Source organism: Oceanobacillus jeddahensis, from assembly GCF_000750635.1.
Classification (GTDB): Bacteria; Bacillota; Bacilli; order Bacillales; family Amphibacillaceae; genus Oceanobacillus; species Oceanobacillus jeddahense.
Genome location: NZ_CCDM010000004.1, coordinates 106,650 through 122,635 on the forward strand (window position 1 = coordinate 106,650; position 15,986 = coordinate 122,635).

General features: G+C 35.9%; 17 protein-coding genes. 10 read left to right on the forward strand and 7 right to left on the reverse strand.

Features of this window, described 5'->3' with window-relative positions; all coding sequences use genetic code 11:
* Nucleotides 1-60 precede the first annotated feature (60 nt).
* The 5 genes from spoVAE to BN986_RS17170 all read left to right on the forward strand — a co-directional run bounded on the left by spoVAE (nt 61) and on the right by BN986_RS17170 (nt 3,695).
* Nucleotides 61-387, forward strand: coding sequence for a stage V sporulation protein AE (gene spoVAE / locus BN986_RS17155; RefSeq protein ID WP_244445042.1), 327 nt, complete (start codon nt 61-63; stop codon nt 385-387).
* Between the two features lie 13 nt (nt 388-400).
* Nucleotides 401-604: a DUF1657 domain-containing protein gene (locus BN986_RS17160; RefSeq protein WP_040982455.1), complete on the forward strand. Its 204-nt coding sequence runs from the start codon at nt 401-403 to the stop codon at nt 602-604.
* Between the two features lie 10 nt (nt 605-614).
* Nucleotides 615-1,472: a DUF421 domain-containing protein gene (locus BN986_RS17165; protein ID WP_040982457.1), complete on the forward strand. Its 858-nt coding sequence runs from the start codon at nt 615-617 to the stop codon at nt 1,470-1,472.
* 282 nt (nt 1,473-1,754) lie between these two features.
* Nucleotides 1,755-1,922: a hypothetical protein gene (locus BN986_RS27420; protein WP_187378577.1), complete on the forward strand. Its 168-nt coding sequence runs from the start codon at nt 1,755-1,757 to the stop codon at nt 1,920-1,922.
* A 192-nt stretch (nt 1,923-2,114) separates the two neighbouring features.
* Entirely contained in the window at nt 2,115-3,695 is a 1,581-nt protein-coding gene (locus BN986_RS17170; protein ID WP_040982458.1) for an alkaline phosphatase family protein, read from the forward strand.
* 178 nt (nt 3,696-3,873) lie between these two features.
* Here BN986_RS17170 and BN986_RS27710 read toward each other — a convergent pair whose 3' ends face one another.
* The 4 genes from BN986_RS27710 to BN986_RS17190 form a co-directional block, all read right to left on the reverse strand.
* A complete protein-coding gene (locus tag BN986_RS27710; RefSeq protein ID WP_040982460.1) occupies nt 3,874-4,218 on the reverse strand; it encodes a type 1 glutamine amidotransferase family protein in 345 nt (114 codons plus the stop codon).
* Complete coding sequence (locus tag BN986_RS27715) at nt 4,205-4,438, reverse strand: catalase-related domain-containing protein (protein ID WP_040982462.1); 234 nt, start codon at nt 4,436-4,438, stop codon at nt 4,205-4,207. Before BN986_RS27715 ends, BN986_RS27710 begins: the two co-directional genes overlap by 14 nt.
* A gap of 209 nt (nt 4,439-4,647) precedes the next feature.
* On the reverse strand, nt 4,648-5,520 hold the full coding sequence (locus BN986_RS17185) for a metallophosphoesterase (protein ID WP_040982464.1): 873 nt from the start codon (nt 5,518-5,520) through the stop codon (nt 4,648-4,650).
* 212 nt (nt 5,521-5,732) lie between these two features.
* Complete coding sequence (locus BN986_RS17190) at nt 5,733-6,296, reverse strand: YkoP family protein (RefSeq protein WP_052400857.1); 564 nt, start codon at nt 6,294-6,296, stop codon at nt 5,733-5,735.
* Between the two features lie 138 nt (nt 6,297-6,434).
* Between BN986_RS17190 and BN986_RS17195 the strand changes: the two genes are divergently transcribed.
* Nucleotides 6,435-7,535 (forward strand): MGDG synthase family glycosyltransferase, encoded by a 1,101-nt coding sequence (locus tag BN986_RS17195; protein ID WP_040982466.1) that lies wholly within the window; start codon nt 6,435-6,437, stop codon nt 7,533-7,535.
* An 848-nt stretch (nt 7,536-8,383) separates the two neighbouring features.
* Here the strand turns inward: BN986_RS17195 and BN986_RS17200 are convergent.
* Nucleotides 8,384-9,367, reverse strand: coding sequence for a DUF3231 family protein (locus BN986_RS17200; RefSeq protein ID WP_040982468.1), 984 nt, complete (start codon nt 9,365-9,367; stop codon nt 8,384-8,386).
* Nucleotides 9,368-9,669: 302 nt separating this feature from the next.
* Nucleotides 9,670-9,897, reverse strand: coding sequence for a small acid-soluble spore protein Tlp (gene tlp / locus BN986_RS17205; protein ID WP_040982470.1), 228 nt, complete (start codon nt 9,895-9,897; stop codon nt 9,670-9,672).
* Between the two features lie 356 nt (nt 9,898-10,253).
* Between tlp and BN986_RS17210 the strand changes: the two genes are divergently transcribed.
* Both BN986_RS17210 and BN986_RS27425 read left to right on the forward strand, forming a co-directional pair.
* A complete protein-coding gene (locus BN986_RS17210) occupies nt 10,254-10,835 on the forward strand; it encodes an aspartate/glutamate racemase family protein (protein ID WP_211198902.1) in 582 nt (193 codons plus the stop codon).
* Nucleotides 10,836-10,865: 30 nt separating this feature from the next.
* The gene (locus BN986_RS27425) at nt 10,866-11,015 is read left to right on the forward strand and encodes a hypothetical protein (protein ID WP_187378578.1); all 150 of its coding nucleotides are present in this window, start codon (nt 10,866-10,868) and stop codon (nt 11,013-11,015) included.
* Nucleotides 11,016-11,641: 626 nt separating this feature from the next.
* On the opposite strand, the gene BN986_RS17215 is transcribed toward BN986_RS27425, so the two are convergent.
* Nucleotides 11,642-13,702 (reverse strand): catalase, encoded by a 2,061-nt coding sequence (locus BN986_RS17215; RefSeq protein ID WP_040982473.1) that lies wholly within the window; start codon nt 13,700-13,702, stop codon nt 11,642-11,644.
* A gap of 308 nt (nt 13,703-14,010) precedes the next feature.
* Here BN986_RS17215 and BN986_RS17220 point away from each other — a divergent pair, with 308 nt between their 5' ends.
* Nucleotides 14,011-14,196 (forward strand): hypothetical protein, encoded by a 186-nt coding sequence (locus BN986_RS17220; RefSeq protein ID WP_040982475.1) that lies wholly within the window; start codon nt 14,011-14,013, stop codon nt 14,194-14,196.
* The gene (locus BN986_RS17225; protein WP_040982477.1) at nt 14,193-15,584 is read left to right on the forward strand and encodes an amidase; all 1,392 of its coding nucleotides are present in this window, start codon (nt 14,193-14,195) and stop codon (nt 15,582-15,584) included. Before BN986_RS17220 ends, BN986_RS17225 begins: the two co-directional genes overlap by 4 nt.
* The last annotated feature ends 402 nt before the right edge of the window (nt 15,585-15,986 follow it).

Consider the following 15,986-nt stretch of genomic DNA (forward strand, 5'->3'; position numbering starts at 1 on the left):
CCTATTCAATAGCATTTGAACCAAGAGGTGAAAATGAATGATTTTTTCTGAGCTTTCGTTATCGGTGGTTTAATCTGTGTAATCGGCCAACTTAAGTTTGATATGTTTAAACTTTCTCCTGCTCATACCTTAACCATTTTAGTTATTATTGGTGCAATATTAGATGGTATTGGCCTATATGAACCTTTAATTGATTTTGCTGGTGCAGGCGCCACGGTGCCCATAACCAGTTTTGGTAACTCACTTGTTCATGGTCCTATGCAAGAGGCTGAAAAACATGGACTTATTGGTGTAGTAACTGGAATTTTCGAAGTGACAAGTGCTGGAATATCCGTTGCGATTATCTTTGGTGTCATTGGAGCTTTGATATTTAAACCAAAAGGATAGGAGTTGAACATCAATGACTGTAGGAACACAAGTAAAAAGCTGCTATGCTTCTATAAAAAGTATTGAAGGTACATTAGAGTCTTTATATGAAACAACTAGAAATCCATCTTTACAAACTGCAATTGAAGAAGCGAATAAGCTTCTTGCTCAAGTTAAAAATGATATGCATCATCAAGTGATTGAATTAATGAAAAAAGAGCCACAATTTAAACCCTAGGAGGATTACTATGCCAGAATGGATTATTGTCATCCTTCGTTCCCTTATTCTGATTTTATTTCTTTTTTCTTTGATCAAATGGTTAGGGACAAAACAATTAGCTCAACTGAATATTTTTGAAACCATTGCAGGTATCGTACTTGGAGGAATTGCTGCAGTTCATACAATGGATCCTGAAACAAACTTTTTTTACGCAATACTTGCTATGTTTATCTGGTTCATCATACCGTTTGGAATTGAAAAGTTATCGCTGAAAAGTAAACGAACAAGAGATTTTACAGAAGGTAAGGCCACTATATTTATTCAAGATGGTAAAATCATGGAAGAAAACTTAAAGAAAGAAGGATACTCTACAGATGAATTGTTGGAAAAATTAAGAGATAAAAACATTTTTTTAGCTTCTGATGTTGAATTTGCTGTATTGGAGCCAACTGGTACATTAAATGTACTTCCTAAAAAAGAAAACCGACCTTTAACTGCAAAAGATTTAGGATTAACGATAGCTCCAGATAAAGAACCTCAAACGGTCATTATGGACGGAAATATGATGCTAGAACCATTGGCCAACGCCTCTTTAAATCCTGATTGGCTGAGAACTGAGCTAGAAAAACAAGATGTAGCTTTGGAGAATGTGTTTCTGGGACAAGTAGATGATCAAGGCCAATTATATTTAGATTTATACGATGACCATCTATCTGTTGCTGAATCTTCACAGTCTGCACTATTACTAGCTACAATTAAGAAATGTCAAGCAGATTTGGAAATATTTGCTTTGGCTACGGATAATCAAAACTCAAAAGCAGTTTATCAAACATGCAGTAAAAATATGAATCAAGTTCAATCTATTTTAGAACCTTATTTAAAATAAACTATTTCATTACGGAAATACTGCAGTGAACTGTTGTTCAACTCAAAAGAATTAAACATTTATTCATACTTATTCCAAACTTTATATTGGAAAATTTGAAATAAATTCATATGACGATCCACCAAATGGGGTTCCCGAATTTCAGCACTGAAGATTTCTTTAACAGAAATAACAAAAATCTAGTAACAGAATTATTAAAATAATGTTATTGCTTATTTCTAGTATAAATCGATAAAACGAAACTTCCTTCAGTGGGGGTTTTTCGACGCACAACTCTTTACGATGGGACGAGTAATCGCAGTCCCAGTCCCAGGATGTGCTAGTGCAGACGTTGCGACAACGGTTTTCGATGGGGTGAGTAATCGCAAAAGCTCTTCGATGGGGCGAGTAATCGCAGTCCCAACCCCAGGACGTCGCGAACTTAGTCTGCTTCCTTCATTCTCCCACTGAATTAGCCTTAGTGATTCAGGGAGTTAGCGCCCGTTATCTCCCGCCTAAATAAATTCATTCTTACTCTTTATTTTGAGGCGGGAGTTTTACGGGCGGTTCTCCGTGATAAATAAAAATACAATTCTTAAACATACTATTAGAGATCTAAGCTCCTATTATCAATAAAGAACCTCATAAAAGGATGGCAGTTGTATGATAAAAAAATTAATTATAATACTTATCGGTTTAGCTCTAATCTTAGCTGTCATTATCTGGTACAGCTTTTCCACACCAACAAATGATATCAAGGATTTAACGATCTCTTCTTCTTCTAAACCTGTTGTAGTTTTACTTATCGATAGCCTTATGGATGAACCTTTGCAAAAAGCCATGGAAGAAGGGCGAACCCCTGCTTTGACATTTTTAGCTGAACATGGTCAGTATTTTCCTCAAATTGTAAGTTCATATCCTACCATGTCCGTTACTATTGACAGCACCCTTTTAACAGGGACCTACGCTAATCAGCATCGAATCCCGGCCCTTGCCTGGTATAATGCAGAGGAGAATCGTTTAGTGAACTATGGAAGCAGTGCAACGGAAATTTTCAAACTTGGAGCGGAGCAGATTCTGCATGATAATGCTTATAACTTAAATCAGGAGCACTTAAGTAAAAATACAAGTACCATTTTTGAAGACCTATATGAAAGACAAGACCAATCTGCTTCGATAAACGGACTAGTCTATCGTGGAAATCAACAGCATAATCTGCACATCCCAAATATAATATCAACATTTAACCTATTACCTAATACAGTCCATGTAAAAGGACCGACATTTTTATCAATGGGAAGTTTATCACAATTTAGCTCTGAAAATAATAAGTTCAATAACATCTGGCCAAGAATGGGATTTAATGATAGCTTCACTGCTAATGAACTGAAAAACCTTATTCAAAATGATATGCTTCCTACCTTTACTCTTGCTTATTTTCCATCTCTTGATAAGCAGGTACACGAAAATGGCCCCATGCATCTTGACGGGATTGAGCAAGTTGATCAGCAGATCCAGTCTATCTTAAATGAATACCCTACTTGGGAGGAAGCCATAAAAAATACCAGCTTCATTGTATATGGTGATAGTGGTCAAGCAGTCATTGGAGAAGATGAAGATGAATCTTTCATTAATTTAAAAACCCTTTCAGAAAAGTATCAGGTTTCTGAACTAGGAGAACCTATCCATACGGAAGATCAGGTTATTCTTGGTGTGAATTCACGTATGGCTTATATTTATTTGCTTGATGAAAAAATAACATATCAAGAAATGATCTCACATTTTATCGAAGATCCTAGAATTGGTTTTATCGCCTGGAAAGACAATAAAGGGAATCATGTTTTAACTGAAGAATCGGATAGTAAATTAACATTTCAACCGAATGGAAAGTATACAGATCAATACCAGCAGAATTGGGAATTAACTGGAGATTTTTCTGCATTGGACCTTTCTGTTAACAATCAAAACAGAATTGAATATGGTGAGTATCCTGATGCACTAGCAAGGCTGTACGGTGCTCTTCATTCTCATCAAGGTCGATATCTTATTGTCGATGCAAAGCCTGGGCATGAATTCATTGGAGAACATTCCCCTACCCATCCAGGTGGAGGCGGACACGGTTCTTTACATGAAGATGATTCTCTTACACCATTGATTATCACAGGGACCAATAAAACACCTAAACATAGACGCGCTGTAGACTTTAAAGAATGGATTCTTGAATTAACTAATATTCAGAAGTGAAATGTGTTAAAAAATTGCGCCGTTTTGAACACCCACTATTAGAATTCCCAAATTAGTTCTAAGACGATGCAGCAGTTTAAATCCAAATTAAATCTGTAATTAAAATGAAAGGCATGAATCCCTATAGATATCATGCCCTTCGCTTATACTTAAAAATTGTAATAGCTCGAAGTCAATACTATATTCTGGTCCAAAAGCGTTGCTTGGTAATTGCAGAGACAAAATCCTTTTCAAAATTAGGATTATTTGCAGCAAAAACAACACCATCTAAGTTATTATCTTTTGATGCATGAATGTATAACTGCCCAGTTATTGCAACGCTAATCGGTTTATAGTATTTATAGGTTTCATATACGAAATTCAAGATATCCTGTTGAATTTTTTCTTGATTCGCAGTGGTTCCACCTACAACATAGATGGAATCATACAAGACTGGGTTTGTTGTAAGAAATGTCTCTTCAACTTCAATCTTTGTACCATCTGCTGCTGCAATAGTTCCAAGCTTCCGACTAATAACACCCATTATTTCCAGCAATTGTCGTAGCCATTTCTTTATCTACGTTGATCCACATATTGGCATTTTGCTGTCTGACTGATTCACTTTTTACTTTTCCAAGATGATAGCTGAATGTTTTTACAAAATCTTGCTTTTCGAAAGTTGATAAACTGCTCCAGAAAAGTCTAGCCTGTGAAAAGTGATCATCGAATAATTCGCTAATGGAAATAATAATCAAAATATGCAATAAAACGAAACTTCATTCAGTGGGAGTTTTTCGACGCACAACTCTTTACGATGGGACGAGTAATCGCAGTCCCATCCCCAGTCCCAGGAAGTCGCGAACTTAGTCTGCTTCCTTCATTCTCCGTGATAAATGAATAAAAAAGAGTAATATAACATCTCTTCAAGTTGTCACTATCCATTTAAAATGCATTATTAAAGCCGGATAATTAATTATCCGGCTATTGTTGTTTCTTTTAATTCTACGTTATCCTTTTCTGCCTCAGCATATAGCTGCAAATCATGATAAGTGATTTCTGGACGGCTCCCCACTCGGATGTTTATGCCTGTTTGACCCAGCCCTTCACTTATATAAAATGGTCTACCATCTTGGTAATGCAAACCTTTGATTATACTTTTTTGAACCAATTCTCCCATTTTCACAAGATGATATGGTTTAGGCCAATGTATTTGCCCTCCGTGGAAATGACCAGATAAAAGGTAATCAAAATGATGGTCTGACATTTTGAGAACGATATTTGGATCGTGGGTTAGAACTAAATTGTAGCCTTTTCGTATTTCCTTATAAGATTTATCTACATTACTACGACTTGTACTAAAATCATCAATCCCAATGATATTTAAACTTTTCCCGTCAACCTCTATACTTTTATGCTCATTTTGCATCGTTTTAAAACCATATTCATTTAATAATTCTTTTAACTGATTAAAATTTACATCACGCAAAACATAATCATGGTTACCGAAAACAACATAGGACCCATAAACAGGATTCAGCTTATTTAGAGCCTCTAAATACGGAACAAGCTTTGGGATGCTTCGTTTTCGATCGAGAAAATCTCCTGTCAAGGCAATAAGATCAATAGACTGATCTTTCAAATCCGCAAATAATTGTTCCGGTGTGATTGATATATGTTCAATATGCATATCAGAAATATGGAGTACACGTAATGAAGCAGAATTAATTGATGGAATATCTTTTCCTAGTTTAATATAATTGATTGCTACTGAATGTGTATTCTTATAACCTTTATATAGAAAGCACCCTATTAGTGCTGTAAATATAGTGATGATAAAATATATCATTTTTCCCCTCCTATCCAATATTATAATAAAATTCAGGTAGGATTTTTAGTTGTAATTTATGGATATAGAGGAGGGCTTCATTCAATAGTTATTTTTGCTAACGTATATTATTTAAACTGATTTATGGACTTATAGAAGGTTTTGACCACAATTTTCATTGACTATTTTTAGTAGGGGGTCTTACTGTCTATCTATGCAGGATTCGTCTTCTACTAAACCCTTTTATATTTGTTAAGAAGCTTATCCTTTGACATGAATAAATACATAGGAGAAGTTATTTTTCTCTTTATTTTATTGCACGATAATAAATAAATTGGTAATAGAGCAATTTGTTTAAACAGTTTATAGTACCGGTTATGAATAGGATAAATTTCAAACCCCAATTTTTTACATCCTTTATGCAACATTGTAATACCAATTAACCCTTTAATCTCATTCGTATAACCTCTTATTTGAATATAATGGACGATTTCTGGAAGTGATTCCTGTACATTCTTATAAATCGTTAATGCTCTTCGAACTTCACTATCATTGTTTTGTATTTGCCTTAGTATTTGAATATTATGCAAATGAATTTTTAGAAGCATATCGTTTTTATTAATTTCTGTACCATCTGATAACGTTACTTTACTTCCTTTGTATTTTGTTAAACGGACACGCATGATTGTCCGATCGCCCAATTTACTTTCAACATAATCAAGACGTGTAAAATGGAAATAAATCGGATCAATGACATTCCAAAAAAAAAGTCCAGTTTTCCTAAAGTTAATATTCATTCTATTACCCCTCTAAATGATTTAAGTGACAGTTTTATTCTTAATTAAACGTTGCTCAACTATTACTGGAAAAATTAAGTATTATGAATCAAAATTCTTTTGTTTCACAAACTAAATACTGAAGGAGGCGAGAGCGTGATGTATAGGATTTTATTTATGCCTTTTTTACAAATTCCTTCAGGACATCATCATGTTGCTGACACGATTAAAAATCAATTAAATCAATCATCAAACGACTTTCATTTTGAAAAAGTGGAAATGTTATCATATTGTTATGGTAAGGTAGAAATACTTACTTCTTCCTTTTATTTACAATGGATTGATAAGTTTCCAAGCGTATACAGCAAAATTTATAAAACTGTAGTTAAAAGAAGAAAAAGCAGCAACAGCTATTATCTATACGAAGTCTTATTTTTAAAAAAAATAAGAAATTTAATTGAACAAACCAAACCGGATATAATTATTTGTACACATGCCCTCCCATCCTACCTTCTAAATAAATTAAAAAAAGGGAATATATGGAATGGACCAGTTATTAATGTGTACACCGATTATTTTATAAATGATTTGTGGGGAAAGGAACGTATCAACTATCATTTCGTACCTAGTTTGCACCACAAACAGGAATTGATAATGCGTGGAATAAAACCGAAGCAAATTTTTGTAACAGGAATTCCTATTGATTCCATATTCAAAAGTAAAAAGGAAACATCTAGCAATAATGATAAATTGAATATTTTGATAAGCGGGGGTAACATGGGTGCTGGTTCCATTCAACAACTGCTGCAAACATTAAATCCCTCAGGTTCTATTCTTTATAAAGTATTATGCGGAAAAAATGAAATGTTATTTCAACATATAGAGCAGCTAAATTATCCATCCATTAAACCGCTTCCCTACCTAAATTCAAAGGAAGAAATGAATCAATTATACGATGAAGCAGATGCAATTATTACTAAACCTGGAGGTGTAACCATTTCCGAATGCTTATGGAAAAGACTTCCTATCTTTGTGTTTGAGGCATTACCAGGACAGGAGGAATTCAATTTAAATTATTTGAAAAGTCAAGGTTTAATATTTCATTTGGATAATTGGAATTCACCAAATAACATAGAGAATGTAATAACTGATATCTTAATGAACGATTTATCAACTTTTAATGAACGGTTAGAATCCTTTTATATGTGCTTCGAAAAAAATGATGCTTCACAAATAATAGAAAAAATAATTATGTCATAAAAATTGGATTTAAGATGACTAGTAAAACGAAACTTCATTCAGTGGGAGTTTTCGCCTTCTCCACTGAATGATTAGTTGAGTGATTCAGGGAGTTAGCGCCCGTTATCTTCCGCCTAAATAAATTCATTCTTACTCTTTATTTTTAGGCGGGAGTTTTACGGGCGGTTCTCCGTGATAAATTTTTATCGAAAAAATGCACATCAGATCAGGCACTAGCTCAAGAAGCAATTAAGCAAGCTTCTGCTGAAATTGCCTCAGCGCAAACAACTGTAAGCCAAATTCAAAGTGCCATAATGACTCAACAATCAGAATCTTAAAGAAAACTTAGCATTCGCCAGCCGTTTGCGAATGCCTTAGTTGAGACTGCGATTACTCGCCCCATCAAAACCGTTGCACTTATACTTTATTCCTTGAATTCTTTCTTAAAGTGCAACAGCAAAAATAATGACCCGTGCACCAATCATCTGGAGCGCGGGTCATTTTCTTTCAATAAATGGTGAATTATACGATAGATTTTCTTATTTAATTGCTGAACTTCTTATTCCTGAACAAAGCTCAAGTAAGAGGGTTAAAAATAAAACGAAACTTCACTCAGTGGGAGTTTTTCGACGCACAACTCTTTACGATGGGACGAGTAACCGCAATGGTTTTCGATGGGACGAGTAATCGCAGTCCCAGTCCCAGGACGTCGTGAACTTAGTTTGTTTCCTTCATTCTCCCACTGAATTAGCCTGAGTGATTCAGGGAGTTAGCTCACCTGATCTCCCGCCTAAATAAGTTTATTTTCACGCTTTATTTGGAGGCGGGAGTTTTATGGACGGTTCTCCGTGATAAAATGATTTGGTTGCTTAAACATCCATTTTCGGCGGTTCCTCCATCCAGCCATTATTAAGCATAATCGTTAACCCTTCCCTTGCGTATTGGTAGATATCTTTAACCTTTATCCCAAGACTCGCATTCAAATCATTACGCATACTGAAATTAGCACCGAAGCTTTGGGATCCAAGAGATACATTACAAAAAAAGAAGGTTGTCATCATCATGAGTTTATCTGAAAAAGGTGCCGTTGTTGAACTTGTCACGGTACCTCCGGAAGTAGCTGGTGACTGAATATCATCCCGAAGAAGGATTTCTCCGGTTTCATTTAAAATTTCTTTGGAAAGTTCCTTCCCTTTTGTAAAATATTTTTGCACTTTTTTATTCTTCGCACATTGAGCAAAACCTGCCATCAATTGCATACCGGTAATATTAACTTCAATACTTTGATAAAGGTATGAAAACTCAACCGTATTTAAGGCTCGTTTATTACCAAAAAAATCTGTTCCTTTCGTGTAATTTTTATCTGTGATGTAATCTATCGACTTTGGCATAGAAATATAGTTTGGACGAGGAAGTAACCCTTCTTCCAGTAAATATTGAGTGAAATGATTATAATAAGTCTGCGAAATTTGAATAATATCCATATAAAGCTTTATAATATCTTCCCGGTAAGAAACGGTTATATGGAGAGCATACATAGACAGGCTAAGCTTTTTTAATACCCGGCAAAACATAATATCAAAACCATTCTCATATAACCTTGGCGCGTCCAGATACACATCTTCATGCGTAAAACCGTTAGGTGCTGCTGTACCTTCCGCCTGAATTATCATTCTCATTTCTCTGACTTTGGGATGAAGTGCTTCCCATAACTCTGACATTAGATTTCGGGCTTTTTCATTCTCTGCTGTTTCTATAAAATATTCTAAATATCGAAGAATCAATGTTTTCTTCTGGTACGTCATCCATAAAGCACCGAGTTCTGATGAAGTCATTTTAGGTTTATTGGGCATTAGCGCTTTGCCTCCCTATATTTATTATTCGCTTTAAAAAGTAGTATTCGGTTTTTTTATGAATATATACATATTACTACATGTAAAAACCACGAGATATTAGTACCATGATAAAGTGAAACTTCCTTCAGTGGGGGTTTTTCGACGCATAACTCTTTACGATGGGGCGAGTAATCACAGCCCCAGTCCTAGCCAGTTACACTGCGATAAAATTTCTGCCTATAGTAAACAAAGAGGCAGTTTTTATGACTGCCTCTTCATTCATCAATGATTTCATATTATCAGTTTCTAATAATTAAAAATTATCCATTATGATTTGCTTCATCTTCTATTTCTGATCGCAAACCTTCAATAGTTTCTCTTCTTCTTTTGTTCTTACTCATAATATCTTCTTTGTCTGCCGAATTTAATTCATTGGAATGAGCTTTCACATAATCTTCTGCTTCATTCATATTTTGTAACGTATGATCGATTGTATTTTTTATCTTTTTCACGTTATCAGAACGATCATCTGGTTTAGGGGTTGTCATATAATCTCTCCTTTCCTTTATATTCTCACTATATCTTGCCCAAAAACATAAGGGATATTCTTGTCTTATTATCCTATTTGCAACATATTATTTGCTTAGTGTTGTCTTTATACTGAATCAATACTTTAAATTAGATCACTAATTCATATTATATAAATAAGTATTATAAGGTTTAAAATTGAGACATGTTTATTATTATGTTATATTCTTTCCATAAGTTAGAAATAAAGAAAAATAAACATAAGATGTTCACTTTCATGTAGTTTATTATTTCTTCTCTACACCCATATACTTTAGAGAAGTGGTTTTGAGACACTAGCCTAGAAAAGAAAGAGACGCTTCAGGTGCTGCCGGAATTGTTTATTAACAGTATTAATATGTATAATATTTTTCAATACATTACGGAATGGCGATTAAATGATTTGATTGCGTATGTCAGCGATGCACGCAAGCTGGAACAATTGGGAGTGGATGATATCATTATTGCAGCAAGTACACCGCACCTTGTTTTTGATGAAGTACAAAAACAGGTGACCCTTCCGATGATAAGTATCGTGGACGCAACAGTTAAAGAGGCTAAAAGACAGGAAGTACATCACATTGGTCTCCTTGGCACAAAGTTTACGATGGAACAAGATTTTTTCAAAACGCCATTTGAAGAAAACGGAAAATGCATTTATGTTCCAGAAGAAGTTACACAGCAATATCTGCACAAAAAAATTGTAAATGAATTAGAAAATGGAATTGTAAATCCTGACACAAAAAAATTTAAACGAATTGTCGATGATATGATTAAGCAGGAGAAGATTGATAGTCTGATTCTCGGTTGTACAGAGTTACCAATGATTTTTTCTGAAGAAGATTTTGACATCCCTCTTATAGATACAATGGATATCCATGTAAACAAAATAGTGGATTTCATGTTCGAAAATAAATAAACAAGTTAGAGAAAGAAATGAGGAATCCCAATGAAAGAATTTATAGGTACATGTATAAAATGCAATAAAGAAATTTATTGTAAAGACGGCTTTTTAGATGGTGTAAACGAACAGGGTCGCTTGTATTGCTTTACATGTTCAGTAGAACGCCAACGGGAAGCGGAAAATAAAATAAACTGAAGTTTATCCAATATTCTGGGCAATGGCATTTTTTTAATCCAAGAATACTAACTCGTATCATTTAATGATAAAAGCCATGAAACAATCGCTCATTACAAATAAATCGTCCAAAGTAGTCAATACATCAATAGGACAACTTTGGACGGTATGTATTTAATGAATTACATAATACCCCCCACTTTTTCGTTTTCGGTTATTTCTGCGCCAGCAATAATCCCATCCTCAAAACAATAAAATGCATATACTACCATCTTTCTCATTTCCCATTAATCATTCCGTTCTAACATCAGACTTATTAAGAAAACTTGACATTCGTTAAAAGGAGACTTAAAAGCGTATTTTGCTTTCTAATATCTCTTATACTCTTGAGTGCAAGCCTTTTGCGAAAACCTTAGTTGGGACTGGGGTTGGGGATTCGATTACTCGCCTCACCGAAAACCATTGCGATTACTCTCCCCATCAAAACCGTTGCACTTATACTTTATTCCTTGAATTCTTTTTTAAAGTGCAAGCAATCCCTAGGCCTACTACTTACTTATCACCTCTCCACGCTCCCCTTATTTTACCGTTTAGGAAATGCTGTCTGAATAAAGAAAGAGCATCTTTTAACAATGCTCTTTTTCATATTAGGTTCTATTCCAAAAACGCTGCTCTGCAATAGCAGAAACAAATTCTTCTCCAAAGTTTGAATTATTTGCAGCAAAAACAACACCAGCTAAATTATTATTTTTGGATGCTTGAATATAAGGCTGTCCTGTAGAGGCAACGCCAATTGGTTTATAGTGTTGATAAGCTGTATGCACGTATTCTGTAACTTGGGAATCGAATTTTGTTTGATGTTTGGAGCTGCCGCCAACAACATAGAGAGAGTCAACCAGATAGGGACTTGTCGTAATAAAAGTTTCATCAATTTTAAGTTCACTACCCCCAGAACCAGTAACGGTACCGAGCCTGTCACTGATGATGACCACAAAAACGCCATTTTGTTTTAAATCGTTAAGTGCATTGGTGACCTCATTCCCAAAACCATCACCAATCAGTACTCCTACCTTTTGCGTATATGCATAACGAGGGGTATTGGACTGACTTAGGGAAGGATAGCTGGTAGAAACAGAAACATTGGAACCAGTTGGACGATTTACACCAATGTTATCGGCAACAATAGAGGCCATCTCCTTATCAACATGGACAAGTTGCTTATCAACCACTTGCTGTCGAACAGATTCGCTTTTTACTTTTCCAACCTGATAACTTAGCCCTTCGATCGTATGTTGCTTCTCAATCGGGGTCAAACTGTTCCAAAAAATTCTGGGTTGCGAATAATAATCTTTAAACGAGTCACTCCTGGCTCTAATTTTATAGCCTTCTACTTTCCCAGGGTAATCTTTGTATCCACCCTCTTCTGGAGGCACTGTATATGGCGTGTTGTTTGCCAGTGAATTTTCATGATAGTTTACCTTGTCAACGTCAATACGTTGTCTCATAAAGCCCCGCCTTTGATTATTGTGAAACGGACAGACGGAACGGTTAATTGGTAATTCAGCATAATTGGCACTGCCAAGCCGATGATTTTGGGTTTCTCGATATGCCATCAACCTGCCCTGCAATACGGGATCATTAGAAAAATCAATACCTGGAACAACATTGCCAGGATTAAATGCAACTTGTTCTGATTCTGTAAAGTAGTTATCAATATTTCTATTTAAAGTCAATTTACCAATCATTTGAACAGGCACAAGTTCCTCCGGCCAAAATTTTGCAGGGTCAAGCACATCAAAGTCAAATTTAAATTCATCCTCCATTGGGATTAATTGGACGCCTAACTCATATTCAGGATAAGCTCCTTTATCGATAGCTTCCCGGAGATCTTTTCTATGGAAATCGGGGTCAAGCCCGCCAATTTTCAGCGCTTCATCTTGAAGCAGAGAGTGCACTCCAAGGACAGGCTTCCAAACATACCTTACAAAGGTTGCAACATCTTGTTCGTTAACAAATAAGTACGTATTAATGGACCATGATTCCATCATTCGATAACTTCTTAAAATCCCTCGATCGGACATAATCCAAAGCACCATATGAAGGGCTTCATCATTATTAGCTACGTAATCCCAGAAACGGTCGTGGGCTCCGCTTGCTGTTGGTATATCATCAGCTTGCTTAGCTTGGTACGCATGCATGGCATCTGGAAACTTCATCGCGTCTTGATTAATTAATACAGGCATTGCGATCGTTGTCAAATCGACATTTCCTTCTTCGGTATACAGCTTAACGCCTTTGCATCGTAAATCTCTTGCGGTATCATAAGATCCTTTGGCCCCTTGCACAGTAGAAAAACGGACCGTTATTGGCGTCTTCTTCCCCGCTTCCTGCAAAAACCCGGCTTTCGTCACATGCTTCATAGACTGATAACACTCAAACTCACCATAAGCACTGTAACCTCTTGCATGAACTACTCTTTCGGGTATTTCTTCATGGACAAAATGCGACATTTTTTCAAAAAACTCATAATCCTGTCGCAACGAAGGACCACGTATACCAGCTTTTAATTGGTCCTGGTCCTGTGATCTTTTCTTCCCTTCCTGTGTTGTCATTGGCTCTCCAGAATCCTGTACACGAAACTGATCTAGTTGGTCTTGCTTAACATCTCTATTATCAGAATTTTGATTCCTTGATGATTTCTCATCCACATAATCACCCTTTCGAACATTTAGATATACATACCATTTCTATATTTACGTTACCTTTCTTAAATTAGAACATCATTTTTACTTCATGATGAGATTTTTCAAATATCAACGACTTTAAAACGTCTCATAGCCCTGGGTTACCGAAAGAAAAGATATAGTAAAAGCTCGGTAGACGTTAAAAAATATCTTGAAGATGTACATTTTCTCACCTCCCGTTTGCACGCTAACATGCAAAAATATAGCTATCTCAGCATATTTTTTTAGTCATTTCATATAGTATAGGAACCCACAAGAGGAGGGATTTTTAGATGGATGATGCAAACATTATAAGACAGGGGTTACATTTACAGGGTTTGCCGTTCTGTGAGACAGATATTCCATATATCCAGCACATACGTTGCACAATGAAGTTATCTCAAAACGCACTTCCTGCATTTCCATATTTAAATATGGAAGTACCTATCACAATTGTTGATAAGGAACTACTCCTATGACGGATATATCCTTCTTAACAGCCTCTGAGCTCGGCCCGCTAATAAAGTCTCGTCAACTATCCCCTGTAGAGTTAACGAACCATCTATTAAATCGAATTGATACATTTGATTCGACGCTCAGAACGTACATTACACCACTCCATGACCTAGCCATAAAACAAGCAAGAGAAACGGAAGAAAACATTATGCGAGGGAATTATAAAGGCCCGCTTCACGGAATTCCAATTGGGATCAAAGACAATTACTACACAAAAGGAATACGGACTACAGTTGGTTCCAAACTTTTTCTAGATTTTATTCCTAAAAAAAATGCAACTACTGTAGATAAATTATTAAATGCGGGCGCTATTATGCTGGGAAAGCAAAATTTGCATGAACTTGCAGCTGGATCAACTGGTACAAATCCGTTCTTTGGCAATACACGAAACCCATGGAATACGCTGTATATGCCAGGTGGATCAAGTGGCGGTGGAACTGCTTCCTTAGCTGCAGGTCTAGCAATACTTGCAACTGGCTCAGACACATTTGGATCCATACGCTTGCCCGCTTCCATGTGCGGTGTGTACGGACTAAAGACAACTTATGGGTTAGTCAGTACGGATGGCATTTTTCCTACAGCTATGTCTTTAGATACTGCCGGCCCTATGGCAAGATCTGTTTCTGATTTGGCATTGATGCTTTATTATATGGCAGGCTTCGATGTAAACGATCCTGGAAGCTTGGATGTACCTGTTCCAAATTATATGGAAGATTTAAATAAAGGAATCAAAGGTATAAAAATTGGTATCCCTGCTTACTTTCTCCAAGACCTTGCTCCGGATGTCGAAAGTCTTTTTAAACGTGCCATGGCAACACTCCACTATTTAGGTGCTGAAATAATCGAGGTGGAGATTCCTGAATTAAGTTTATCAACCTTTTCCGGTTATACGATAGCGGCAGGAGAAGCATCTGCTTTACATCATAAATGGCTGCAGACGCATTCAAGCGATTATTCTGCAGACATACGAAGTTTCTTTATGGCTGGCGCATTAACAAACACACCACAATACATTCAAGCGCAACAAGCGCGGAGAAAAATGGTTAAAGGGTTTCAGAAAGCTTTTAACCATGTTGATATATTGCTTGGTCCAACAATACCTATCACTCCTCATATTTATAGCGAACATTGGGTAGAGCAAAACATGGAAGTTATAAGTAGATGTCTGCCATTTACTGTACCTGTTAATTTAACCGGTACACCAAGCCTGGCTGTTCCAATGGGATTGGATAGTAATAGCCTTCCGGTTGGTATGCAGTTGATTGGAAAACCTCTTTCTGAAAAATTGTTATTACGGGCAGGTAAAGCTTGGGAAAGTACCTCGCCATTACATTTTCGGATTCAGAATTAAGGTAAGGACCTTCTTATTTGCCACCATTTAATTTTGGCAATGTTTTCGTGATTTACTTTTTGAGTATCAGCTCTGTTTAATCATGACTGATTTCAGCATCTGTCATAGGTACGTCGCTGATATCAAAAAAACCAATTTTTCTTTTCATTCCGAATAACGATAATTTACTATGACCATTTAAAATGCTTTTTATCTTTTGTATTAAAAAGTTTGACCTGCCATTTCAGCAAAATGAGAACCCTGCTGACCCTTTTTCAAATAACAAAATATGGCTTTCGAAATAGCGAGTGATTTTTTAATAAAGGGGTAAAATATTATTCGAGGACGGCATTTGTATTGGAAATACCTGCTTCACAACATTTCCAAAATAAATGTTTACCTCATACAGAATATTGGGAGGGT